Genomic DNA, 21781 nt, shown 5'->3' on the forward strand with positions numbered 1-21781 from the left:
GCGGCGCCCCCCCGCTCTCGCCTCCCACTGCCCCCGCTGCGGGTACCACCGACCGGGGCGGCCGGCCGCCCCACCGCCCCCCCCGCCCCTGCCGCGTTCCCCTGCCGCTTTCCCCTGGCGGGTGCTAGTCCAGCCAGTGCTGGCGGCCGAGGCTGATCAGCCGCATCTGGCGGGTGGCGATCCGGGCGACGCGCTCCCGCTCGGCCTCCGAGGGTTCCGGGGACTCCAGGGTCTCCAGGAACAGTGAGGCGGTGACCAGCATCTGGTCCACGTAGAGGTGGGCGAGCATCAGCAGGTCGTCGTCGTTCCACCCCTCGGCCTCGGGGTCCTTGGCCAGCTCGGTCTTGACCTCGGCGGCGAACCGGGCGAGTTGGTCCCGGATCGCCTTGCGCACCGGCTGCACGCCGCCGTGCCGCTCCCGGGCGATGAACCGGACGTGCGCGGGGTGCGCGGCCACGTGATCGGCGATCAGGCGCACCGCCCGGGGGATGCGCTCCGCGCCGGGTGTGCCGACCGTCGTGCGGACCGTCGGGTGCAGGCTGCCCAGCGCCTCGTCGACGAGGGCGACGCCGAGGTCGGCGGTGGAGCGGAAGTGCCGGTAGAAGGCGGTCGGGGCGACGCCCACGGCCCGGGTGACCTCGCGCAGGCCCAGGCTGCTCAGGCTCTGCTCCTCCAGCAGGGTGAGCGCCGCGTCCAGGAAGGCCTGGCGGGTCTTCTGCTTCTGGGCCTGTCGGATGCCGAGGGTGTGACTCATGTCATCCAGTTAACAACTGTTCTCCGGAATTGGAAAGCCGTGGGAGTTGCTAGACTCGAAGTCAGTGAACAACTGTTACTACAACCGTTCACCCAAATGTAACGGAGGGGGATCGACCCCATGCTGTTCCTCGTCGCCGCACTGATGCTGCTCGGCGTGGTGCTGGGCACCGTGGCCCACGCGCCGCTCGACGTCACCGCCGGCCTCGCCGCCGTGATCGTCGTCTGGCTGGCCGTCTTCGCACTCCGCGAGCGCCTCGCCCGTCGCCGCCACACCTCGGCCAACTGACCGACCGCCCCCGCTCACCTGAGGAGCTGAGCATGATGCAACTCACCGCCCCGGCCACCGCCCGCCCGCAGACCCGCACCCGCGACGCCGACGGCATGGCCGTCGCGTCCTTCATCCTGGGCCTGCTGGGACTCCTCGTCCTGAACCTGTTCCTGGGCCCGATCGCGATCATCCTGGCCCTGGTCTCCCTGTGGCGCGGCACGAAGCGCAGGGGCCGCGCGTACCTGGGCCTGGCCCTGGGCGTGGCGGACCTGGCGGTCCTGGCCGTCGCCATGGAGATGTCGAACACGATCTCCTGGAGCCTGTAGACGTGATCTTTGAAGCGCCGTTCGCAGGAGCGCCCCTTCAGGGGCGCGGGGAACTGCGCGACCAGCCACGGCGTACCGGTAGCCGCACACGGTGATCGCCTCCTACGGCGGCTGGGCGACCCTCATCCCGCCCCCCGTAGAATCGGTCCCACCATGGCCTACCTCGACCACGCCGCCACGACCCCGATGCTCCCGGAGGCAGCCGCGGCCCTCACCGCGCAGCTCGGCGTCACCGGCAACGCGTCCTCTCTGCACGCCTCCGGCCGCAAGGCCCGCCGCACGGTCGAGGAATCCAGGGAGACCCTCGCGGAGGCGCTCGGCGCCCGTCCCAGCGAGGTCGTTCTCACCTCCGGCGGCACCGAGGCCGACAACCTCGCGGTGAAGGGCCTCTACTGGGCCCGGCGCGACGCCGACCCGGCCCGCACCCGGGTCCTGGCCAGCCCCGTCGAGCACCACGCGGTCCTCGACGCCGTCCACTGGCTCGGCGAACACGAGGGCGCCACGGTGGAGTTCCTCCCCGTCGACACCTACGGCCGGGTCCACCCCGAGGCGCTGCGCGAGGCGATCGGCCGCAACCCGGACGACGTGGCCCTGGCCACCGTCATGTGGGCCAACAACGAGATCGGCACGGTCCTGCCGGTCTCCGAACTCGCCGCCGTGGCGAACGAGTCCGGCATCCCCCTGCACGCCGACGCGGTCCAGGCCTTCGGCCAGGTCCCGGTGGACTTCGGCGCCTCGGGCCTCGCCGCGATGACCGTCTCCGGCCACAAGGTCGGCGGCCCGTACGGCATCGGCGCCCTGCTCCTGGGCCGTGAGCACAGCCCCGTACCGGTCCTGCACGGCGGCGGCCAGGAACGGCACGTCCGCTCCGGCACCCTCGACGTCCCGGCGATCGCCTCCTTCGCGGTGGCGGCGCGGCTCGCCGCCGAGCGCCGGGAGTGGTTCGCCCGGGAGATCGGCGCCCTGCGCGACGCGCTGATCGCCGCCGTCCGTGTCGCCGTACCGGAGGCGATCCTCGGCGGAGACCCGGTGGACCGGCTGCCCGCCAACGCGCACTTCACCTTCCCCGGGTGCGAGGGCGACTCCCTGCTCCTGCTGCTCGACGCCCAGGGCATCGAGTGCTCGACGGGCTCCGCCTGCACGGCCGGGGTGGCCCAGCCCAGTCACGTCCTGCTGGCCACCGGCACCGACCCGGACCTGGCTCGGGGCACCCTGCGCTTCTCGCTCGGCCACACCTCCACCCAGGCCGACGTCGAGGCGGTCGCGAAGGCGATCGGCCCGGTCGTGGAGCGGGCGCGGGCCGCCGGGCTCAGCTGACCGGACCGGCGTCCGCGGACGCCGACGGCGGCCGCCGGCAGGGGAGTGCCGACGTCCGCCGTGCGCGGGGCCCCGGGGCGGCGGCTAGCTGTCCGTGACCATGAGGGAGGCCATCATGCCCTCGTCCTCGTGCTGCAGCAGATGGCAGTGCAGCATGTACATGTAGGTGTCGTCGGAGAAGTCGGTGAACTCCATGGCGATCTTGATGGAGCCGCCGCCGACCACCTCGTAGGTGTCGTACCAGCCGAGTTCGACGCCGGTCGGGTCCTCGCCGTTGACGGAGATCAGCTGATACGGGACGTCGTGCAGGTGGAACGAGTGCTCCAGCTGCGTGCTGTTCTTGATCGTCCAGATCTCCTTGGAGCCCAGCGTGGTGCTGATCATGGCCATGGAGGACATGCTCGTGCCCGCCGAGCCGTTGATCAGCATCGTCGCGCCGGACTGGCCGAGGGTGATGGTCCGGGCGGTGAAGTCGCTGGTGTCGTACCGGTCGATGGTCCGCAGCGAGCTGGGCAGGTCGGACGGGGTGTCGGTGCCGCTCGCGGTGACGGTCAGGAAGTCGTACGTGCCGCTGCCGCCGCGCACCCAGCCGGTGGTGACGACGGCCTGCAGCGTGACGTCGTCCGACAGGTCCATCACCATCTCGGCGCGCGCGCCGGCCACCAGGCGGATGGAGGTCACGTCCGCCGCCTCGGCCAGGTAGCCCTGGTCGGTGGCGATCTGCGTCATCGTGCCGCCGTCGCTGCGCTGGATCGTGATGATGTCCGACGGGGAGGCGTTGAGCAGCCGGAACCGGGTCCGGGTCTTGGTCGCGGTGAAGGTGAGGGTGGTGTCGTCGACGTTGGTGCCGTTGACCAGCAGTGGATAGCTCAGACCGCTGCCGAGATAGCCGCTGAGGTTGTACTTGATGTCGCCGGAGCTGTCGACGGCCAGGCACTGGAAGATCAGCGGGATGTCGTCGGTGCCGTAGGTGGTGGGCAGCGCGGCGCTGGTGGTGTTGTCGCTGTCGTCGACGATGATCATGCCGGCCAGACCGTGCACCGCCTGCTTCGCCGTGGTGCCCAGGGCGTGCGGGTGGTACCAGAGCGTCATCGGCTCGTCCTTGACCGTGAAGGTCGGCGACCAGGTGTCCCCGTCGGAGAAGGCGACCTGCGGACCGCCGTCCATCTTGGCCGGGACGTGCGCGCCGTGGAAGTGGACGGTGGTGTCCTCGCCCAGGCTGTTGGTGATGTTGAGGACGTTCGTGTTGCCCTTGGTCCACTTCATGGTCGGGCCGAGGAAGGACTGGTTGTAGCCGGCGGTCGTGCTGGTGACGCCGCTGAGCACCTCGGCGCTGCCGGTCTTCGCCTCCAGCGTGAAGGTGGTGGTGCCGTCGGAGGTGGTGCCCTCCAGGAGGTCCGGGACGGTCAGGGTGGCGGTGTTGGTCGCCGCGCCGGCCTTGTTGCCCTTCGCGTCGGTCAGCAGGGCGAAGGTGGAGCCGGCCGCGGCGACGGCGCCCAGACCGACGCCCGCCATGCCGCCGAGGAACTTGCGCCGGTGAACGCCTTTGCCGCGCTTGGCCTTTGCCTCCTTGGTGTGCTCGCCGTCCGTGCCGCGCCCGGCCTTGGAGTGCTCCGCCTTGGCGGTCTCCGCGCCCTTGACGCGCCGACGCCTGCCGCCGCCGGTGACCTGCTCTTCGCTGCCGTCCGCCTCGAAGGCGGGATCCGTGGTGTGGGTCATGGCCCCGGATGTTTGACCTGAGGACTGTGTGAGATCTGAGGCGAAGTTAGGAGGACGCCGGTGGGACTGTGAAGCAGCCGTGGACGCCAGTGGCGGCGAACTTCCCTGGATCGAAACCGAGTTGAGCAGACGCAGCTGGCGCCCCGGGTGCGGGACGCAACGGACACAGGCGACGCGCAGCGCGGGCACAGGATAACGATCGGGTCACGGGCGGAACCCGGACTCAGGTCTGTCCGACGCGCCGAACAAGCCCCATGTAGCGATCCCAGTCCCAGTACTTCCCCGGGTCGGTGTGGTCCGTCCCCGGCACCTCCACGTGACCGATCACGTGCTCGCGGTCCACGGGCATCGCGTACCGCCGGCATATCGCGGCCGTCAGCCGCGCAGAGGCCGCGTACATGGCGGCGGTGAAGTCCTCCGGGCGGTCCACGAACCCCTCGTGCTCGATCCCGACACTGCGCTCGTTGTACGACCTGTTCCCCGCGTGGAACGCCACGTCCAACTCGCGCACCAGCTGGGTGATCCGCCCGTCCTTGCGCACGATGTAGTGCGCCGCCGCCCCGTGCCCCGGATCCTGGAACGCCTTCACCGCGCTCGCGTAGCCGCCCTGGGTGACGTGGACGACCACCCGGTCGATCGGGTAGTCGTCCGGCCGGTCTGCCGTGCGGTAGTTCGCCGGGGACGCCGCCACCCAGCGCGCACCCGTGAAGTCCACCGCCCCCGCGACCCGCGCTCTGCGCACCCCCGGCAGCCGCCAGTACAGCCGGGACAGCTCGTCCCTGGCCAGCACCGCCGTGCCCACGGCCGCCGCCGCCCCGCCGATCAGCAGCGCCCGCCGCCCGATTCGCCGGTCCTGATCACCCGCCACTGCCCCGTCCACGTCCGATCCACCCCCATGTGACCTCCAACGGATACTCGTGGGCCCCGGTTCCCGCGTCCCCGTACCCTGGAGGGGCTATGACTGACACCCCGCAGCGCATCCGTCCCCTCCGCGTCCTCGCCGCCATGTCCGGCGGCGTGGACTCCGCCGTCGCCGCCGCCCGCGCGGCCGAGGCCGGCCACGACGTCACCGGCGTCCACCTCGCGCTCTCCGCGAACCCGCAGTCCTTCCGCACGGGCGCCCGGGGCTGTTGCACCATCGAGGACTCCCGCGACGCCCGCCGCGCCGCCGACGTCATCGGCATCCCGTTCTACGTCTGGGACCTCGCCGACCGCTTCCGCGAGGACGTCGTGGAGGACTTCGTCGCCGAGTACGAGGCGGGCCGCACCCCCAACCCGTGCCTGCGCTGCAACGAGAAGATCAAGTTCGCGGCGCTGCTCGACAAGGCCCTCGCGCTCGGCTTCGACGCCGTCTGCACCGGCCACTACGCGAAGATCGTGACGCTGGCCGACGGCTCCCGCGAGCTGCACCGCGCCTCCGACATGGCGAAGGACCAGTCGTACGTCCTCGGCGTCCTGGACGACCGGCAGCTCGCCCACGCGCTCTTCCCGCTCGGCGACACCCTCACCACCAAGGACGAGATCCGCGCCGAGGCCGAGCGCCGGGGCCTCGCGGTGGCCAAGAAGCCCGACTCGCACGACATCTGCTTCATCGCCGACGGCGACACCCAGGGCTTCCTCGCCCGGCGGCTCGGCAAGGCCGAGGGCGACATCGTCGACGAGTCCGGGGCGAAGGTCGGCACCCACGAGGGCGCGTACGGCTTCACCATCGGCCAGCGCAAGGGCCTGCGCATCGGCACCCCCGCCGCCGACGGCAAGCCCCGCTACGTCCTCGACATCTCGCCGGTCGACAACACGGTGACGGTCGGCCCGGCCGCCGCCCTCGACGTGACCGGACTGACGGCGATCAAGCCGCGCTGGTGCGGCACCGCCCCCACCGGCCCCGGCGTCTACACCGCCCAGCTCCGCGCCCACGGCGGCGAGACCGAGGTGAGCGCGGCACTGGTCGACGGCGAACTGCGCGTCACGTTCACCGAGCCGGTCCGCGGCGTCGCCCCCGGCCAGGCGATCGTCCTGTACGACGGCACGCGCGTGGTCGGCTCGGCGACCATCGCGTCGACGGTCCGGCGTCAGCCGGTGACCTCGACCTCGTAGAAGCAGAAGTGGTCCTTGATCCGGGCGACGTCGGGCTTCGGCTCCGGATAGGCCCAGACCAGGTCCGGCGCGTCCGGCAGGGACCAGTAGGAGGCGGTCCCCTTGAAGGGGCAGACCGTGTGCGTCTCGGAGGGCGTGAGGAGATCCAGGCGGACGTCCTCGGCGGGGATGTAGTAGCGCACGGGCGACCCGGTCTCCCGCAGGACGAGGGGCCGGTCGCTCTCGGCGAGGACCAGATCGCCGTGCGTCACGCGCACGTGCTGGTCACTGTTCTCGATGGTGATCGTGTGTCCTGAGGTCATGTAAGGGTGACGCCGAGGGACGCCCACTTGTTCCCGACGCTCGGTGCGGCGCCCCCAAGGGGGCGCTGGGGGCACCCCCGGCCGAAGGCTGGGGGAGGAACCGCGCGACCAGCCACAACGCATCCGCGGCCGCCAAGGTCAACGCCTACCCTTTCCCCATGCGCATCTGTGTCTTCCTCTCCGCCGCAGACCTGGACGACCGCTACACCCGCCCCGCCCGCGACTTCGCGAGGCTCATCGGCAAGGGCGGCCACTCCCTGGTCTGGGGAGGCTCCGACGTCGGCCTCATGAAAGTCGTCGCCGACGGCGTCCAGGAAGCCGGCGGCAAGCTGATCGGCGTCTCCGTCGGCTTCCTCGCCAACAAGGCCCGCCCCGGCGCCGACGAGATGATCGTCGCGGCCGACCTCGCGGAGCGCAAACGGCTCCTCCTGGAGAAGGCCGACGCCGTCGTCATCATGGTCGGCGGCACCGGCACCCTCGACGAGGCCACCGAGATCCTGGAGCTGAAGAAGCACGGCCGCACCGACAAACCCGTCGTCCTGCTCAACACCGCCGGCTTTTACGACGGCCTGAAGGAACAGTTCCACCGCATGGAGGCGGAGGGCTTCCTGCCCCGCCCCCTGGCCGAGCTGATGTTCTTCGCCGAGGAACCCGCACAGGCCCTGGCCCACCTGGAGCGCGGTTCCGCCGCCCGCTGATGCGAGCATGGGCCCCATGGCAACTCATGTGATCACCGGTGCCGGTTCCGGCATCGGCGCCGCCGTCGCCCGCCGCCTGCACGCGCGCGGGGACGAACTCGTGCTGCACGCGCGCGACGCGGGCCGCGCGAAGGAACTGGCGGCCGCCTTCCCCGGCGCCCGCACCCTGGTCGGCGACCTGGCGGACCCGGACCGGCTCTCCTGGGCCTTCTCCCACCAGACCCTCCCGGACCGGGTGGACACACTGCTGCACATCGCGGGCGTCGTCGACCTCGGCGAGGTCGGCGAGCTGACCCCGAAGTCCTGGCGGCACCAGCTCAACGTCAACCTGATCGCCCCCGCCGAGCTGACCCGGCACTTCCTGCCCCAGCTGCGCGCCGCTCGCGGCCAGGTGCTGTTCGTGAACTCCGGCGCGGGACTCAGCGCGCACGCGGGCTGGTCGGCGTACGCGGCCTCCAAGCACGGCCTGAAGGCCCTCGCCGACTCCCTCCGCGCCGAGGAGCACGGCAACGGCGTCCGGGTCACCTCGGTCTACCCGGGCCGCACCGCGAGCCCGATGCAGGCGAAGGTGCACCAGCAGGAGGGCCAGGAGTACGACCCGGCGCGCTGGATCGACCCGGAGTCGGTCGCGACCACCGTCCTGACCGCCCTGGACCTGCCGAGGGACGCGGAGATCAACGACGTCACCGTCCGCCCCGGCCCGCGCTAGGACCGCGGGGGGCGCCGGTCCCGCTCAGCGCAGCACCAGCCGCCCCCGGAAGTTCTCCGGCACCGGCGCGAACCGCAGGGCCATGGTGACCGCCTCCGGGCGGTCCACGGTCAGCCGGTAGCGGGTGCACAGCAGGTGGCACAGGGCCATCAGCTGGACGACGGCGATGCTCGCGCCGACGCACTTCTTCGGCGCCCAGCCGAACGGCACGTAACAGGTCCGGTCGGCCGGGCCGTGCGGCGCGCCGGGGAGGAAGCGGTCCGGGTCGAAGTCGTCGGGCCGCTTCCAGACCCGCTCGTCGCGGTGGATCAGGTGCGGGCTCAGCAGGTACCACTGCCCCGGCTCCAGCCGGGTCGTCCCCAGGTCGAACCCGAACGCGGAGCGGCGCACCAGCACCAGCGGCGGGCTCCACATCCGCAGCACCTCCTTCACGAACCGGTGGGTCACCGGGGCCGCCCGGGTGGGCGCCGTACGGAACGCCACCGGGTCCACGGCGCTCAGCTCCGCTTCGAGCCGCCGCCGCCACTCCGGCTGCCGCACGAACTCGTACAGCACGCTGGCCGCGGCGGTGCCGGGCGGGCCGCCGATGGCGGTGAGGACGGTGGTCACCACGTCCAGCGCACGGTCCATGCCGAGTTCCGGCAGCAGGTCCACGAAGGGGTCGGCGAGGTCCGGCTCGCGGCCGCGCCGGCCCCGCGCCCGCTCCCGCAGGACCCGGCGCACCACCAGCCCGGCCCGCACCTGGACCACGACGTGCCGCAGGTGGTGCAGGACGCCGCCCGGCGCGGGCGAGACCAGCCGCGCCAGCTTCATCTCCAGGTCACGGCGGACCAGCTCCGCCTCGCCGCCGGTGAGCCCCGCGAGCGCCAAGGGCAGCAGCGACCGCAGCGCCACGTCCTGCGTCAGCATGGTCAGGTCGGTGTCCTGCCCGAGCCGCGCGTCCAGCACCCGGGTCATGCGCTCGATCAGCAGGCCGTGCTGCTCCGCCGTCGCGAGGGTGTGCAGCTGGGTCATCCAGGCGGCGCGGATCCGGCTCCACCGCATCTCGGGGCTGCGCCGCCGGCGCACCATGTCGACCAGCCGGTCGTGCATGACGTACCGGTGCCAGTTGACGGCGCTGACCCGGCGGGCCGCCTCCGGCTCGAAGACCCCGAGCCGCTGGTCGTCGACCCAGAAGATCCCGTCCTCCTGCGCGCTGCGCAGCCGCAGGGCACTCAGGAAGTCCTCGGGGTGCTGCGGGGTGGTCATCGTGGGCGTTCCCCTCGTGGGAGCGCGGGGAGCCGACCGTCCGTCGCCTCCCCGCGCGGGCCGGTCAGATGTGGTGGTACAGGTACCAGAACTGCCCGTACGTGCGTCGGACGTTGAGGACCGACTTCGTCTTGAGGTAGAGCGCGCGCATGTTCGTTCACCTCCTCTCGGGACAGCCGCCGGGACGGCTCAGCGTCGCGGTGAACCGCGGCGGAGCCAGCGCCGGACCCACCTGGGGCCCGCCGCCGTCAGGGGTGACCGACACCCGCCAGTCACGGGTCAGGAGGCCGACCAGGTCCTCCAGCAGCCGTACGGTGACGGTCGCGCCGGCACAGGTGTGCGGACCGAGCCCGAAGGGCAGGTAGGCCCCTTCGGGCGCGCCCTCGGCCCAGCGCTCGGGGAGGAACTCGTCGGGCCGCTCCCAGTACCCGGGGTGGCGGTGCACCAGGTAGCTGCACACCACCAGCCGGTCCCGCGGCGTGACCGGCGTTCCGCCCAGCTCCTGCGCACGGCTCGGGGTGCGGGCGAACAGCCACGCCACGGGCCACAGCCGCAGTGCCTCGCGGACCGTCCGGCCCGGGTCCGCGGCGGCCCGCTCCGGGTGCGAGCCCAGCAGCAGCACCGACCAGCCGAGCGCGAACCCGATCGACCCGGCCGTGGCGAACAGGAACGACAGGTAGACCTCGACGAGTTCGCCCGGGTCCGCGTCCGGGCCGGCCCCGCCGACGACGACGTCGAGCAGGTCGCGCGGCCCCGCCGGGTGGTCGAGCGGCCGGTCCGCGTGCTGCCGGGCACGGATCTCCGTGCGCAGGGCGCGCAGCGCACGGTGCCGGAACAGCAGCCGGGACGGGGCCGGGTGGCGCCGCCGGGCCCCCGCCAGCACCGCGCGGGAGACGATCGCCTCCACCGTCCGGTGCAGCGGGGGCGGGGCGTCCGGGTGCAGCAGCGCATCGCGCAGGTGGCGCAGGACGAGCAGGTTCCCGGCGTCCGGCCACTCGCTGCGCGGTGCCAGCCGCTCCGCGACCAGCCGCGGCAGGTCGGCCCGGCGGTCGTCGAGGTGACGCTGTATCAGGCCCCGGGCCGCGCGGCCGATGGTGATCTGTGCCGAGCGCGGCCCGAAGACGCCGTGCCGGTGGTGGTAGAAGTCGGAGGTCTCCGCGACGACGCCGTGCCGGTTGCCCATCACCGCCCGCACCGTCGCGGGATCGGCCACGCAGACCGCGCCGCCCCGCGGCGAGCGCCACACGTCCAGGCCGCCGTCGAACTCGGCCTTGAGCAGCGCCAGTTCGTCGTCGGGCGCGGGGCGTTGCGGCGGCGACGTCATGGGTGTCCTCCCTGAGCGGTGGCGGGGACGCGGTCCTCGGGGAGCCGCGGAAGTCAGCGTGCGCGGCGGCCCGCGCCCTGTCGTCCGGTGTGCCGTTGAGCGGAACGGGCGGGCGGGCACGGGCGACGTCAGGCGTGGCGGCCGAGCCCTGCCGTGACGGCCGACGCCGCGCGGCGGGCCGCGTCGGCGAGGCGCTCCAGACGGTGGCCGGGGCCGGTCAGCACGCACAGCGCCGCCACCGGGAGCCCGTCCGCCGCGGTCACCGGTACGGCGGCGCAGCACACCCCCTCCAGGACCTCCTCGTGGTCGTAGGCGGCCCCGGACGCACGGATCCGAGCGGCCTCCTCCGGCCAGCCGCGCGGCAGCGGACCGAGCGCCGGGCCGGGGTGCGTCCAGGCGGCCAGCACCTTCCCGGCCGCCGTGTACCAGGGCCAGACCGCCCGGTCGTCGGGCAGCAGGGACCGCGCGTCCGCGGGCGCCGTCCAGTCCAGGATCAGCGTCTGACCCCGGTGCAGCACGGCGAGCGCCGCCGTCGCCTTGGTGACGGCCGTCAGCCGCCGCAGCGGCCACCGGGCCGCCGCGCGCAGTCCCGGGTACGGCTGCCAGTCGTGGCCCAGCCGGAACATGCCCGGTCCGATGCGGTAACGGCCCGCGCTGCGCTCCACGGCGCCCAGCTCCGCCAGTTGGTCGAGCAGCCGGTACGCGGTCGTCTTGGGCAGACCGCACACCTCGGCCAGCACGGTCACGCCGGCGTCCTGCTCCTGCCGCACGGCGTCCAGCAGCGCGAAGGCCCCCTCCAGGACCCCGCGTCCGGCCACACCCGACAGGGACCCGCCGGGGCCGGTCAGCGGCGCGGTGTCCAGCGGTCCGGTCCGTGGCGGTGCCGAAGCGGTCGCGGTCACCCTCTCCGATCGATGCACGTGTCTACCCCCGTGGTCACGTGTGAGCCCCGGCCGGTACCGGCCGGGGGAGTGCGGTGGCGGGAGCGGAACGCCGACGAACCGGTACGCCGCCACCCGGACCAGGGTGGGCCGCACGCATGGGCCGATTCTTTGCCGAAAGGTTGTCGCCCAGCCCAGGGAGGGGAGGCGACCGTGCAAGCGGGGGCGGCCGCGGATCCCGGGCCGCCCCCGGACGAGGGCCCGTGCCCAGGTTCGACGACGCACGGGTGGCCGCCCCCGCATCACCCGCCCCGGCTTAGGCTCCTCACGTGAACGCACTCTCCGACTTCGGCGCCGCCACAGGCGTCGGCTCGCTTCCCGGCACCGATGCCCGCGAGGCCGCCAAGACCGCGACCGGCAGCTTCGAGGACTTCCCCTTCCTGCCCGAGCTGCCCGCCCGCGGCCCCGGCGCCGACATGATCGGCCGCACCGCGGGCCTGCTCGTCGAGCTGTACGCGCGCGTGGAGCCCAGCGGCTGGCGGATCGGCGACCGGCCGGGCCGGGACACCCGGCGGGCCCGGTCCTGGCTGGGCGAGGACCTGGACGCGCTGGAGGAGTTCACCCAGGACCACCAGGGGCCGCTGAAGGTCCAGGCGGTCGGGCCCTGGACCCTCGCCGCCGCCCTGGAGCTGCGCAACGGCGAGTCGGCCCTCTCCGACCCCGGCGCCTGCCGCGACCTTGCCGCCTCCCTCGCCGAAGGACTGCGGCTGCACCTGGCCGAGGTACGGCGGCGCATCCCCGGCGCGCGCCTGGTGCTCCAGCTCGACGAGCCGTCCCTCACCGCCGTCCTGCGCGGCCAGGTGAAGACCGCCTCCGGCTACCGCACCCACCGCGCGGTGGACCGCCAGATCGTCGAGTCCACCCTGCGCGACGTGCTCGGCGCGCACGCCGACGGGCCGGTCGTCGTCCACTCCTGCGCCCCCGACGTCCCCTTCGCGCTGCTCCGCCGTGCCGGAGCGGCCGCCGTCTCCTTCGACTTCTCGCTCCTCACCGAACGTGACGACGACGTCATCGGCGAGGCGGTGGAGGCGGGGACCCGGCTGTTCGCCGGTGTCGTGCCGGGCACGGACACGGCATTGTCAGACCCTGCCGGTAGCGTCATGGGTGTCAGGACGCTGTGGCGCAGGCTGGGGCTGCGACCGGGGCTTCTCGCGGAGTCCGTCACGGTCACCCCGCCGTGCGGGCTGGCGGGTGCTTCCCCCGCATACGCCCGGCAGGCGCTCGCCCACTGCGTCCGGGCGGCGAGATCACTCGCGGACAACCCAGAGTAACGGGAGGAACACGGTGGCCGGCGACAAGCAGCAGGCTCAGACGGCAGTGCCCGCCGAGGCACGGGAGAAGCACGCGCGGCTCGCCGAGCAGATCGAGGAGCACCGCTTCCGGTACTACGTGAAGGACGCTCCCGTCATCAGCGACGCGGAGTTCGACCAGCTCCTGAAGTCCCTGGAGGCGCTGGAGGAGGAGCACCCCGAGCTGCGCACGCCCGACTCGCCGACCCAGAAGGTCGCGGGCGCGTACGAGACGGAGTTCAAGGCGGTCGAGCACCGCGAGCGGATGCTGTCGCTGGACAACACGTTCAACGACGACGACCTGGCCGCCTGGGCCGACCGGATCCACCGGGAGCTGGGCGAGCAGGAGTACCACTTCCTGTGCGAGCTCAAGGTCGACGGTCTCGCCGTCAACCTCACCTACGAGCACGGCCGCCTCACCCGCGCGGCGACCCGCGGCGACGGCCGCACCGGCGAGGACATCACGCCCAACGTCCGTACCATCGCGGAGATCCCGGACCGGCTGCACGGCGAGCGCGTGCCCGACCTGGTGGAGATCCGGGGCGAGGTCTACTTCCCGATGGAGAAGTTCGCCGAGCTCAACGAACGCCTGGTCGCGGCCGGCGACAAGCCGTTCGCCAACCCGCGCAACGCGGCGGCCGGTTCACTGCGCCAGAAGGACCCGCGGGTCACCGCCTCCCGCCCGCTGCACATGGTCGTGCACGGCATCGGCGCCCTGGCGGGCTTCGCGGGCCTGAACCGGCTCTCCGAGGCGTACGACCTGCTGAAGACCTGGGGCCTGCCCACCTCGCCGCACAACCGGGTGGTCGACGACCTCGACGGCGTACGGGAGTTCATCGCCTACTACGGCGAGAACCGGCACTCCGTGGCGCACGAGATCGACGGTGTCGTGGTCAAGCTGGACGAGATCCGGCTCCAGGGGCGGCTCGGTTCCACGGCCCGCGCGCCGCGCTGGGCGATCGCCTACAAGTACGCGCCGGAAGAGGTCAACACCAAGCTGATCGACATCAAGGTCGGCGTCGGCCGCACCGGCCGGGTCACCCCGTACGCCCAGGTCGAACCGGTCACCGTGGCGGGCAGCGAGGTGGAGTTCGCCACCCTGCACAACCAGGAGGTCGTCAAGGCCAAGAACGTGCTGATCGGCGACACCGTGGTGCTGCGCAAGGCCGGTGACGTGATCCCGGAGATCCTCGGCCCGGTCGTCGACCTGCGGGAGGACGGCAGGGAGCTGCGGGAGTTCGTGATGCCGGCCGAGTGCCCCGAGTGCGGGACCCCGCTGCGGGCCATGAAGGAGGGCGACATCGATCTGCGGTGCCCCAACGCCCGCACCTGCCCTGCCCAGTTGCGCGAGCGGGTGTCGTACCTCGCGGGCCGCGAGTGCCTGGACATCGAGAACTTCGGCGCGGTGGCGGCGGCGGCGCTCACCCGGCCGCTGGAGCCCGCCGACCCGCCGCTGGTCGACGAGGGCGACCTGTTCGACCTCACCGTCGAGAAGCTGCTGCCCATCAAGGCGTACGTCCTGGACCCCGACAGCGGGCTGCCCAAGCGCGACCCCAAGACGGGCGAGGAGAAGGTCGTCACGGTCTTCGCCAACCAGAAGGGCGAGCCCAAGAAGAACACCCTCGCCCTGCTCCAGCACATCGAGGAGGCGAAGACCCGCCCGCTCGCCCGCTTCCTCAACGGCCTGTCCATCCGGCACGTCGGACCGGTCGCCGCCCAGGCGCTGGCCCGCGAGTTCCGCTCCATCGACCGCATCGAGCAGGCGACCGAGGAGGAGCTGTCGCACATCGACGGCGTCGGCGGCATCATCGCGGCCGCGCTCAAGGAGTGGTTCGCCGAGGAGTGGCACCGCGAGATCATCCGAAAGTGGAAGGCCGCCGGAGTCCCGCTGGAGGACGAGTCCACCGGGGAGGACGAGGGGCCGCGTCCGCTGGAGGGCCTCACCGTCGTGGTGACCGGCACCCTGGAGCACTACACCCGGGACGGCGCCAAGGACGCGCTGCAGAGCCGCGGGGCCAAGGTGACCGGCTCGGTCTCGAAGAAGACGTCGTTCGTGGTCGTCGGTGACAACCCCGGATCGAAGTACGACAAGGCGATGCAGCTGAAGGTTCCGGTCCTGAACGAGGACGGATTTGTCGTCCTTTTGGAGCAGGGACCGGACGCGGCGGCCGAAGTCGCCCTTCCGACCGAGGAGTAGGGGTTGAAGGCCACCCGTTCGGCGCATACCAGATGCATACGGGTGGCCGGTACGCAATCGGGCAACCGTCGAAGACCGCTGCCCGTGGACGCCTTCCGCGGCCTACTGTTGAGTTGTGCGCCTGCCGTGCCCGGCTCGGTCGGGGCATTCCCGTGCTCCGGCAGGGCACGGACCGCATGGCGTGGGCACCGCCGGCTGTGAGAGGGACGGGAATGGAACCGACCGAGAGCGCCGCTCCGGGCGCGCGGCTGCCGCTGCGCCGCCGGGCGTGCGCGTGGCGGGGGAGCCGGTGGACGGTGCGGGGCGATCGCCGCTCGGCGGTGCCGGCCATGCCGGGCGTGCCGGTGGTGAGCCTCGCGGCCCAGGCTCGCGACCCGCTGCCGCTGGCCGCCGTCGAGCCGCCGTCCGACCTGGCCGGCACCGGACACGAACGGCACCTGTCCTGGCAGGCGCTGCCCGCGGGCGTCGTCGCGGCCGCGGCGTTCCTGCTCGGCGCCGGTTTCTTCCGCGCCTTCTCCGACAACCACGCCCTCTTCCCGTCCGGCACGGTCGGCTGGTCGCTGGCCGTGCTGACCGGCATCATCGTCGGCCACCTCGTCCTGCTGGGGCGCGCCCGCTGGTGGGGCGGGACCGGCTCGGGCGCCGCCCTCACGCTCGCCGTCCTCCTGCTGTACGGGTGGGTGCCGGCCGGCATGGTCAGCCTCACCGTCGTCGTCCTGGTCGGCATAGCCAGGCGCCACCGCTGGCGGCAGGGTGTCCTGCACGGCGCGGTGGACCTCCTCGGCATCGGGGCCGGTGCGCTGGTGCTCGGCGTGTTCGGCCGCGTCCCGACCGTCGAGTCGCCCTGGGACCCGGCCGGCTGGAGCGTCGCCGCCGCCCCCGAGGTCGTGCTCGTCGCGGTCGCCTACCTCGCCGTCACCCGCGCCCTGCTCTGGTACCTGCACGCCCCGCGCGGCGGCGGCCTGCCCACCGTCGCGCGCACCGCCCTGATGCGCCAGGGCCTGGTCGCCGTCGCCCTGCTCGGTATCGCCCCGCTGATCTGTGTGGTCACCGTCGCCCAGCCGCTGCTGCTGCCGCTCTTCTCCATCCCGCTGGTCGCCCTCGACTCCACCCTGTGGATAGCCCGCGCCCGCGCCGAGGAGCAGCTGCGCGACCCGCTGACCGGACTGCCCAACCGACAGTGGCTCCTGGAGCGGATCTGGACCGCCCTCGACGACGCCGAACGCATCGGCGCCCGCTCCGCCCTCATGCTGATCGACCTTGACCGCTTCCGTTCGGTCAATGACACGCTCGGTCATCTCGCCGGTGACCGGCTGCTGCTGCAGATAGCCGACCGGCTGCGGGCCGCGCTGCCGCGCGGTGCGGAGGCGGCCCGGCTCGGCGGTGACGAGTTCGCGGTCTTACTGCCGGTGGCCGACTCCACGACCTCGGCCACCAGAGTGGCCCGGGGCCTGGTCACGGCCCTCTCCTCGCCGCTCGACCTGGACGGACTCACCCTCGTGCTGGAGGCCAGCGCGGGTGTCGCCGTCTTCCCCGACCACGCGCTCGACGCGGAGGGGCTGCTGCGCCGGGCGGACGTGGCGATGTACCAGGCCAAGCGGGACCGCACCGGCGTGGAGGTGTACGAGTCCAAGCGGGACTCCAACACCCCCGACCGGCTGGGCCTGCTGGGCGACCTGCGGCGCGCCCTGGACGCCCACGAGGTGCAGCTGCACTACCAGCCGAAGGTCCGCTTCGACGGGCAGGTGGCCGGACTCGAGGCGCTGGTGCGCTGGGTGCACCCCGAGCGGGGCAAGGTGCCGCCGGACGAGTTCATAGCGATCGCCGAGTCGTCGGGGCTGATGCCTCATCTGACGGAGTACGTGCTGGAGACCGCGCTCGGTCAGGTCGCCGAGTGGCGCGCGCAGGGGCTGCGGGTGCCGGTGGCGGTCAACGTCTCGCCGCGTGACGTGCACACGCCGGGGTTCGCCGGCCTGGTGGCGGCGCGGCTGGCCCGGCACGGCGTTCCGGCCGGGGCGCTGCAGCTGGAGATAACCGAGCACGTCCTGCTGGAGGACCCGCAGCGGGCCGCCGACACCCTCGCGGGGCTGAACGGGCACGGCGTGAAGATGTCGCTGGACGACTTCGGCACCGGGTACTCGTCGCTCGTGCACCTGCGGCGGCTGCCGGTGAGCGAGCTGAAGATCGACCGGTCCTTCGTGGCCCGGCTGGCGGTCGACAACGAGGACGCGGAGATCGTGCGCTGCACGGTGGACCTCGCGCATTCGCTGGGGCTGCTGGTCGTCGCGGAGGGCGTGGAGGACGACGAGACGTGGGAGCGGCTGCGGGACCTCGGGTGTGACGCCGTGCAGGGGTGGCTGGTGGCCGCGGCTATGCCGCCGGAGGAGACCACGGCGTGGCTGCTGGCCCGGGGGGCCCGGGGGTGGCAGCGGCCGCGGGCGGCGTTGCCGGCCGCCGAGTAGTCGCCCACCTGCCCGCCCGTTCACCTTTCGTCGAGAGCCGCACGTCTCCCGTGGGGGGTGCTGCGCCGTCGGCGGCTGTCGGGGGGACGGTGGCGAGTTCCGCTGTGGGGCCGCTCGCTGTGTTCGGCCGCGGGTCTGCCGTGGGGCGCGGTGGGGTGCGGTGGTGTCGGCGGGTGCGGCGCCGTCGTGGTTGCTCGCGCAGTTCCCCGCGCCCCTGACGGGGCGCTGCCCTTACCGAGTGACGAAGTGGTTGACCAGGAGGGTCAGCCTCGTCTCGTGGGCCTCCTCCGGGAGGCGGCCCGCTGCGCATCAGGGTGACCAGGCCGTGCAGGGCCGCCCAGAACGTCTCGGGCAGGATGCCCGGGTGCTCTCCGTCGGCGGTGATCGGCCCAACCGCCCCGAGGATCTCGGCGAACGCCGCCTGGAGGGGCTCCGGGGCCTCGGGGGTCGCGAACGGGAGGTCCACCAGGTGGGTGAACATCGCGTCGTAGAGGGCCGGGCGGCGGCGGGCGAACGAGGTGTACGTGGCCGCCACCGCCGCCAGTGCCTCCCGGGTGCCCGTCGCCGACGCGCGGGCCGCCCGTAGCTCCACCGCCAGGTCCGCGCAGCCCTGGACAGCCACCGCCGCCATGATCGCGTCCCTGCCCTTGAAGTGGCTGTACAGAACCGGCTGGCTGTACTCGATCTCGACGGCCAGGCGACGGGTCGTCACCGCCTCCCAGCGCTCTGTCTCGGCGAGTTCGCGGGCGGCCGTGACGATCAGCTGCTCCCGCTCCGCCCGCTCGCGCTCCCGGCGGTTCTGAATCGACACGCTTCGGATTCTAGCAGTGCTAGCCAAGCTGTCGATGATCTGATATCTTCGCTATCAGTCCTAGCGATGCTAGAAAACTCTCAGGGGGAGAAGACCATGACCGTCACCGCGTACACCCTCGCGATCCTGCTCGACCTGTTCTGCCTGTTCCTCGGCTACCGGTTCCTGTTCCAGCCGGGCCCCGCCGCCGCCGGTTACGGCGTGCCCGCCGACCCGAAGGGCGACGCCGGCGCCTACCTCACGATCAAGGGCCTCAGGGACGGCACGTACGGCGTCGTGGGGCTCGCGCTGCTGGCCTTCGCCGGTGCGCACGCCGAGGCCTGGTTCATGCTCTGCGTGGCACTCGTACCGCTCGGGGACATGGTGAACGTGCTCCGCAACGGCGGGGCGAAGGCCGTCGCCTACGGGATCCACTTCGCCACCGCGATCGTCGTGCTGATCAGTGCCGCCCTGCTGTTCCTCGTCTGACCGCGCGGCGCACCGTCTTCGACCGGGGGTTCTGCAATGTCGTTGTTCGTACCGAAGTTCGATGAGTCCGTGATCGTGCGGGAGGCCGGCGCCGAGGTGGTCGGCGGTGACCCGGTCGGCGTCAGGCTGCTCGCCGACAGCAGTGCCACCGGCGGCGCCCTGTCCACCGTCCGCGTCACCCTCGGCGAGGGAGCCGACGGCGCCGTACCGCATCTGCACCGCAACTCCGCCGAACTGTTCTACCTGCTCGACGGCGCCGCCGAACTGCTCTCCGGCGACGACGTCGTCACCGCCGAACGCGGCGACCTGGTCGTCGTCCCGCCCGGCAAGCCGCACGCCTTCGCCGCCGTCCCGGGCGCCACCGCGGACATCCTGATCGTCATCACGCCAGGCGTGGAGCGCTTCGAGTACTTCCGCCACCTCCAGCGGCTGCGCCTCGGCGAGGTCACCCCGGAGAGCCTCCTGGAGGTCCAGGAGGTGTACGACAACCACTTTCTGCGCAGCCCGGCCTGGGAAAAGCGCCGCTGAAACCCGATGGATACGGAGCCCGGCCAAACCGTTTAACAGCCACCGGGCCCCGCCCCATAGGATTGGGCACTGGCGTCACATTTCCGCCCGCCTCGCGACGCCTGGCACGCACGCTCGCCGCGTTGCCGAATCGCCCACGTGGCTCCGCCACGAGGGCGCTCCGGCGCCTTGCGATCGCACGCACCGGACGCCGCGAGGCCCGCCCTTCGGACGGACGGCGTAAACGTGACGCCGGCACCCGGCCCCCAACCACACCCACTCACCCCAGAGGAACGCTGCATGCCTGGCATCACGCGCGAGGAGGTCGCCCACCTCGCCCGGCTGGCGCGTCTGGAGCTGAAGCCCGAAGAACTCGAACACTTCGCCGGCCAGCTGGACGACATCATCGGCGCGGTCGCCCGCGTCAGCGAGGTCGCCGACCAAGACGTACCGCCGACCTCGCACCCGCTGCCGCTGACGAACGTCATGCGCGCGGACGAGGTCCGTCCCTCGCTCACCCCCGAGCAGGCGCTCTCCGGCGCCCCGGCCCAGGAGCAGCAGCGTTTCAAGGTGCCGCAGATCCTGGGGGAGGACTAGACAGCCATGACGGACATCATCAAGCTCACGGCCGCCGAGACCGCCGCGAAGATCGCCGCCGGCGAGCTCACCGCCGTGCAGGTCACCGAGGCCCACCTCGCCCGCATCGAGGCCGTAGACGAGAAGGTGCACGCCTTCCTGCACGTCGACCGCGAGGGCGCCCTGGCGCAGGCCCTTGCCGTCGACGAGAAGAAGGCCCGGGGCGAGAAGCTCGGCCCGCTCGCCGGCGTCCCGCTCGCGCTCAAGGACATCTTCACCACCGAGGGCATCCCGACCACCGTCGGTTCGAAGATCCTGGAGGGGTGGATCCCGCCGTACGACGCCACCCTCACCAAGCGGCTCAAGGCGGCTGACGTCGTCATCCTCGGCAAGACCAACATGGACGAGTTCGCCATGGGGTCGAGCACGGAGAACAGCGCGTTCGGGCCGACCGGCAACCCCTGGGACCTCACCAAGATCCCCGGTGGTTCGGGCGGCGGTTCGTCCGCGGCCCTCGCCTCCTTCCAGGCGCCGCTCGCCATCGGCACCGACACCGGCGGCTCCATCCGCCAGCCGGCCGCCGTCACCGGCACGGTCGGCGTGAAGCCGACGTACGGCGCGGTCTCCCGGTACGGCATGGTCGCCTTCTCCAGCTCCCTGGACCAGGGCGGCCCGTGCGCCCGTACGGTCCTCGACGCGGCCCTCCTGCACGAGGTCATCGCCGGACACGACCCGCTCGACTCCACCTCCGTCGACGCCCCGGTCCCGCCGGTCGTCGAGGCCGCCCGCAACGGCAGCGTCGAGGGCATGCGCGTCGGTGTCGTCAAGCAGTTCCGCGGCGAGGGCTACCAGGCCGGCGTCATCCAGCGGTTCGACGAGTCCGTCGCCCTGCTGAAGGAGCTGGGCGCCGAGATCGTCGAGCTGGACTGCCCGTCCTTCGACCTCGCCCTGTCGGCGTACTACCTGATCGCCCCGAGCGAGTGCTCCAGCAACCTCGCCCGCTTCGACGGCCTGCGCTACGGCCTGCGGACCGGCGACGACGGCGGCCACTCCGCCGAGGAGGTCACCTCCCTCACCCGTGAGGCGGGTTTCGGCCCCGAGGTCAAGCGCCGCATCATGCTCGGTACGTACGCCCTGAGCTCCGGCTACTACGACGCGTACTACGGCTCCGCCCAGAAGGTCCGCACGCTCATCACGCGCGACTTCGAGAAGGCCTTCGAGCAGGTGGACGTCATCGTGTCGCCCACCACGCCGACCACCGCCTTCCCGATCGGCGAGCGCGCCGACGACCCGATGGCGATGTACCTGGCCGACCTGTGCACCATCCCGACGAACCTCGCGGGCAACGCGGCGATGTCGCTGCCCTGCGGCCTCGCCCCGGAGGACAACCTCCCGGTGGGTCTGCAGATCATCGCCCCGGCGCTCAAGGACGACCGCCTTTACAAGGTCGGAGCCGCCGTCGAGGCCGCCTTCGTGGAAAGGTGGGGGCACCCGCTCCTGGAGGAGGCACCGTCGCTGTGAGCAACGCACTGTCGAAGGCCAAGGGCTTCAAGAAGTCGAAGTCCGGTACGTACCTGTCCATGGCCACCACCGCGTTCGGCGCGGTGAGCGTGGCCAAGCAGATCAAGAAGGCCCGCGCCGAGCACGACACGCTCCGGCTGATCGACGCCACGGTCTCCGCCGTGGCGATCGTGACCGGCCTCGCGATCCTCTACCGCGAGCTGAAGCGGCTGGGCGACGACGACGTCCTGCTGGGCTGAGAGGGAAGT

Annotated in this window: 21 protein-coding genes and 1 pseudogene; 14 read left to right on the plus strand and 8 right to left on the minus strand. The window is 72.4% G+C overall.

Features of this window, described 5'->3' with window-relative positions; translation table 11 throughout:
- Nucleotides 1–124: 124 nt before the first annotated feature.
- A complete protein-coding gene (locus tag AB0M11_RS30030; RefSeq protein WP_365710965.1) occupies nt 125–754 on the minus strand; it encodes a TetR family transcriptional regulator in 630 nt (209 codons plus the stop codon).
- Nucleotides 755–874: 120 nt separating this feature from the next.
- On the opposite strand from AB0M11_RS30030, the gene AB0M11_RS30035 reads away from it, so the two are divergent.
- The 3 genes from AB0M11_RS30035 (at nt 875) to AB0M11_RS30045 (ending at nt 2667) form a co-directional block, all read left to right on the plus strand.
- On the plus strand, nt 875–1042 hold the full coding sequence (locus AB0M11_RS30035) for a hypothetical protein (RefSeq protein ID WP_089098627.1): 168 nt from the start codon (nt 875–877) through the stop codon (nt 1040–1042).
- Between the two features lie 35 nt (nt 1043–1077).
- Complete coding sequence (locus tag AB0M11_RS30040) at nt 1078–1350, plus strand: DUF4190 domain-containing protein (protein WP_365711031.1); 273 nt, start codon at nt 1078–1080, stop codon at nt 1348–1350.
- Between the two features lie 153 nt (nt 1351–1503).
- Complete coding sequence (locus AB0M11_RS30045; protein ID WP_365710967.1) at nt 1504–2667, plus strand: cysteine desulfurase family protein; 1164 nt, start codon at nt 1504–1506, stop codon at nt 2665–2667.
- An 84-nt stretch (nt 2668–2751) separates the two neighbouring features.
- On the opposite strand, the gene AB0M11_RS30050 is transcribed toward AB0M11_RS30045, so the two are convergent.
- Together AB0M11_RS30050 and AB0M11_RS30055 are read right to left on the minus strand one after the other, a co-directional pair.
- Nucleotides 2752–4386 carry a multicopper oxidase domain-containing protein gene (locus AB0M11_RS30050; RefSeq protein ID WP_365710969.1) on the minus strand — a complete coding sequence of 545 codons (1635 nt, stop codon included), beginning with the start codon at nt 4384–4386 and terminating at the stop codon, nt 2752–2754.
- Nucleotides 4387–4609: 223 nt separating this feature from the next.
- On the minus strand, nt 4610–5266 hold the full coding sequence (locus AB0M11_RS30055) for an N-acetylmuramoyl-L-alanine amidase (RefSeq protein WP_365710972.1): 657 nt from the start codon (nt 5264–5266) through the stop codon (nt 4610–4612).
- A gap of 77 nt (nt 5267–5343) precedes the next feature.
- Between AB0M11_RS30055 and mnmA the strand changes: the two genes are divergently transcribed.
- Entirely contained in the window at nt 5344–6480 is a 1137-nt protein-coding gene (gene mnmA, locus AB0M11_RS30060) for a tRNA 2-thiouridine(34) synthase MnmA (protein ID WP_365710974.1), read from the plus strand.
- On the opposite strand, the gene AB0M11_RS30065 is transcribed toward mnmA, so the two are convergent.
- Nucleotides 6456–6782: a DUF427 domain-containing protein gene (locus tag AB0M11_RS30065; protein WP_365710976.1), complete on the minus strand. Its 327-nt coding sequence runs from the start codon at nt 6780–6782 to the stop codon at nt 6456–6458. The two genes, mnmA and AB0M11_RS30065, sit on opposite strands and share 25 nt — an antisense overlap.
- 158 nt (nt 6783–6940) lie before the next feature.
- On the opposite strand from AB0M11_RS30065, the gene AB0M11_RS30070 reads away from it, so the two are divergent.
- Nucleotides 6941–7480 (plus strand): TIGR00730 family Rossman fold protein, encoded by a 540-nt coding sequence (locus AB0M11_RS30070; RefSeq protein WP_365710978.1) that lies wholly within the window; start codon nt 6941–6943, stop codon nt 7478–7480.
- Nucleotides 7481–7487: 7 nt separating this feature from the next.
- Nucleotides 7488–8189, plus strand: coding sequence for an SDR family oxidoreductase (locus AB0M11_RS30075; protein ID WP_365710980.1), 702 nt, complete (start codon nt 7488–7490; stop codon nt 8187–8189).
- Between the two features lie 24 nt (nt 8190–8213).
- Here AB0M11_RS30075 and AB0M11_RS30080 read toward each other — a convergent pair whose 3' ends face one another.
- The 3 genes from AB0M11_RS30080 to AB0M11_RS30090 form a co-directional block, all read right to left on the minus strand.
- Nucleotides 8214–9437: a cytochrome P450 gene (locus tag AB0M11_RS30080; protein WP_365710982.1), complete on the minus strand. Its 1224-nt coding sequence runs from the start codon at nt 9435–9437 to the stop codon at nt 8214–8216.
- A 157-nt stretch (nt 9438–9594) separates the two neighbouring features.
- Nucleotides 9595–10761, minus strand: a complete 1167-nt coding sequence (locus AB0M11_RS30085; protein ID WP_365710984.1) for a cytochrome P450 — start codon at nt 10759–10761, stop codon at nt 9595–9597.
- Nucleotides 10762–10889: 128 nt separating this feature from the next.
- On the minus strand, nt 10890–11663 hold the full coding sequence (locus AB0M11_RS30090) for a helix-turn-helix domain-containing protein (RefSeq protein WP_365710986.1): 774 nt from the start codon (nt 11661–11663) through the stop codon (nt 10890–10892).
- 308 nt (nt 11664–11971) lie between these two features.
- Here AB0M11_RS30090 and AB0M11_RS30095 point away from each other — a divergent pair, with 308 nt between their 5' ends.
- The 3 genes from AB0M11_RS30095 (at nt 11972) to AB0M11_RS30105 (ending at nt 17650) form a co-directional block, all read left to right on the plus strand.
- Nucleotides 11972–12973: a methionine synthase gene (locus tag AB0M11_RS30095; RefSeq protein WP_365710988.1), complete on the plus strand. Its 1002-nt coding sequence runs from the start codon at nt 11972–11974 to the stop codon at nt 12971–12973.
- A gap of 13 nt (nt 12974–12986) precedes the next feature.
- A complete protein-coding gene (ligA, locus tag AB0M11_RS30100) occupies nt 12987–15188 on the plus strand; it encodes an NAD-dependent DNA ligase LigA (protein WP_365710990.1) in 2202 nt (733 codons plus the stop codon).
- 212 nt (nt 15189–15400) lie between these two features.
- Nucleotides 15401–17650 carry a bifunctional diguanylate cyclase/phosphodiesterase gene (locus AB0M11_RS30105; RefSeq protein WP_365710992.1) on the plus strand — a complete coding sequence of 750 codons (2250 nt, stop codon included), beginning with the start codon at nt 15401–15403 and terminating at the stop codon, nt 17648–17650.
- A 231-nt stretch (nt 17651–17881) separates the two neighbouring features.
- On the opposite strand, the pseudogene AB0M11_RS30110 reads toward AB0M11_RS30105, so the two are convergent.
- Nucleotides 17882–18461: pseudogene (locus AB0M11_RS30110) on the minus strand (TetR/AcrR family transcriptional regulator).
- Between the two features lie 96 nt (nt 18462–18557).
- On the opposite strand from AB0M11_RS30110, the gene AB0M11_RS30115 reads away from it, so the two are divergent.
- The 5 genes from AB0M11_RS30115 to AB0M11_RS30135 all read left to right on the plus strand — a co-directional run bounded on the left by AB0M11_RS30115 (nt 18558) and on the right by AB0M11_RS30135 (nt 21772).
- On the plus strand, nt 18558–18929 hold the full coding sequence (locus tag AB0M11_RS30115; protein ID WP_365710994.1) for a DUF4267 domain-containing protein: 372 nt from the start codon (nt 18558–18560) through the stop codon (nt 18927–18929).
- 36 nt (nt 18930–18965) lie between these two features.
- Entirely contained in the window at nt 18966–19457 is a 492-nt protein-coding gene (locus tag AB0M11_RS30120) for a cupin domain-containing protein (protein ID WP_365710996.1), read from the plus strand.
- A 279-nt stretch (nt 19458–19736) separates the two neighbouring features.
- Nucleotides 19737–20033 carry an Asp-tRNA(Asn)/Glu-tRNA(Gln) amidotransferase subunit GatC gene (gene gatC / locus AB0M11_RS30125; protein ID WP_007384860.1) on the plus strand — a complete coding sequence of 99 codons (297 nt, stop codon included), beginning with the start codon at nt 19737–19739 and terminating at the stop codon, nt 20031–20033.
- Between the two features lie 6 nt (nt 20034–20039).
- The gene (gene gatA / locus AB0M11_RS30130) at nt 20040–21533 is read left to right on the plus strand and encodes an Asp-tRNA(Asn)/Glu-tRNA(Gln) amidotransferase subunit GatA (RefSeq protein ID WP_365710998.1); all 1494 of its coding nucleotides are present in this window, start codon (nt 20040–20042) and stop codon (nt 21531–21533) included.
- Nucleotides 21530–21772, plus strand: a complete 243-nt coding sequence (locus AB0M11_RS30135) for a hypothetical protein (RefSeq protein ID WP_046726919.1) — start codon at nt 21530–21532, stop codon at nt 21770–21772. Before gatA ends, AB0M11_RS30135 begins: the two co-directional genes overlap by 4 nt.
- Nucleotides 21773–21781 lie beyond the last annotated feature (9 nt).

This window comes from Streptomyces sp. NPDC051987 (assembly GCF_040680735.1).
GTDB lineage: Bacteria > Actinomycetota > Actinomycetes > Streptomycetales > Streptomycetaceae > Streptomyces.

Bases quoted from the DNA above. Each gene is read 5' to 3' on its own strand.
- AB0M11_RS30030 (WP_365710965.1), bottom strand. From the start codon at position 754: ATGAGTCACACCCTCGGCATCCGACAGGCCCAGAAGCAGAAGACCCGC.
- AB0M11_RS30035 (WP_089098627.1), top strand. From the start codon at position 875: ATGCTGTTCCTCGTCGCCGCACTGATGCTGCTCGGCGTGGTGCTGGGC.
- AB0M11_RS30040 (WP_365711031.1), top strand. From the start codon at position 1,078: ATGCAACTCACCGCCCCGGCCACCGCCCGCCCGCAGACCCGCACCCGC.
- AB0M11_RS30045 (WP_365710967.1), top strand. From the start codon at position 1,504: ATGGCCTACCTCGACCACGCCGCCACGACCCCGATGCTCCCGGAGGCA.
- AB0M11_RS30050 (WP_365710969.1), bottom strand. From the start codon at position 4,386: ATGACCCACACCACGGATCCCGCCTTCGAGGCGGACGGCAGCGAAGAG.
- mnmA (WP_365710974.1), top strand. From the start codon at position 5,344: ATGACTGACACCCCGCAGCGCATCCGTCCCCTCCGCGTCCTCGCCGCC.
- AB0M11_RS30065 (WP_365710976.1), bottom strand. From the start codon at position 6,782: ATGACCTCAGGACACACGATCACCATCGAGAACAGTGACCAGCACGTG.
- AB0M11_RS30070 (WP_365710978.1), top strand. From the start codon at position 6,941: ATGCGCATCTGTGTCTTCCTCTCCGCCGCAGACCTGGACGACCGCTAC.
- AB0M11_RS30075 (WP_365710980.1), top strand. From the start codon at position 7,488: ATGGGCCCCATGGCAACTCATGTGATCACCGGTGCCGGTTCCGGCATC.
- AB0M11_RS30080 (WP_365710982.1), bottom strand. From the start codon at position 9,437: ATGACCACCCCGCAGCACCCCGAGGACTTCCTGAGTGCCCTGCGGCTG.
- AB0M11_RS30085 (WP_365710984.1), bottom strand. From the start codon at position 10,761: ATGACGTCGCCGCCGCAACGCCCCGCGCCCGACGACGAACTGGCGCTG.
- AB0M11_RS30105 (WP_365710992.1), top strand. From the start codon at position 15,401: ATGGAACCGACCGAGAGCGCCGCTCCGGGCGCGCGGCTGCCGCTGCGC.
- AB0M11_RS30115 (WP_365710994.1), top strand. From the start codon at position 18,558: ATGACCGTCACCGCGTACACCCTCGCGATCCTGCTCGACCTGTTCTGC.
- AB0M11_RS30120 (WP_365710996.1), top strand. From the start codon at position 18,966: ATGTCGTTGTTCGTACCGAAGTTCGATGAGTCCGTGATCGTGCGGGAG.
- gatC (WP_007384860.1), top strand. From the start codon at position 19,737: ATGCCTGGCATCACGCGCGAGGAGGTCGCCCACCTCGCCCGGCTGGCG.
- gatA (WP_365710998.1), top strand. From the start codon at position 20,040: ATGACGGACATCATCAAGCTCACGGCCGCCGAGACCGCCGCGAAGATC.